This is a genomic window from Limnospira sp. PMC 289.06 (assembly GCF_032350395.1).
Classification (GTDB): domain Bacteria; phylum Cyanobacteriota; class Cyanobacteriia; order Cyanobacteriales; family Microcoleaceae; genus Limnospira; species Limnospira platensis.
Genome location: NZ_JARPLC010000629.1, coordinates 1 through 202 on the forward strand (window position 1 = coordinate 1; position 202 = coordinate 202).

Sequence of the window (202 nt, forward strand, 5' to 3'; positions counted from 1 at the left end):
GGACACCCCAGGGAGGGGTAATAAGTCCAATACTCGCCAACATCGCACTGTTGGGTATGGAAAGGCTAGTTAAAGAAATGTATCCTAATAAAGGAACAGCCACACAAGCCAACCTAATACGATACGCCGATGATTTCGTGGTTATCTCAAAAGACCTAGGAATCATTGAACAGTGCAAAACTGCTATTTCTGAATGGCTAAC

The 202-nt window shown here is 43.6% G+C and carries 1 protein-coding gene; it reads left to right on the forward strand.

The features are described 5' to 3' along the window. Window positions 1-202 (forward strand): reverse transcriptase domain-containing protein (locus P5674_RS26510; RefSeq protein ID WP_315670550.1); only part of this gene is annotated, 202 nt, incomplete at both ends.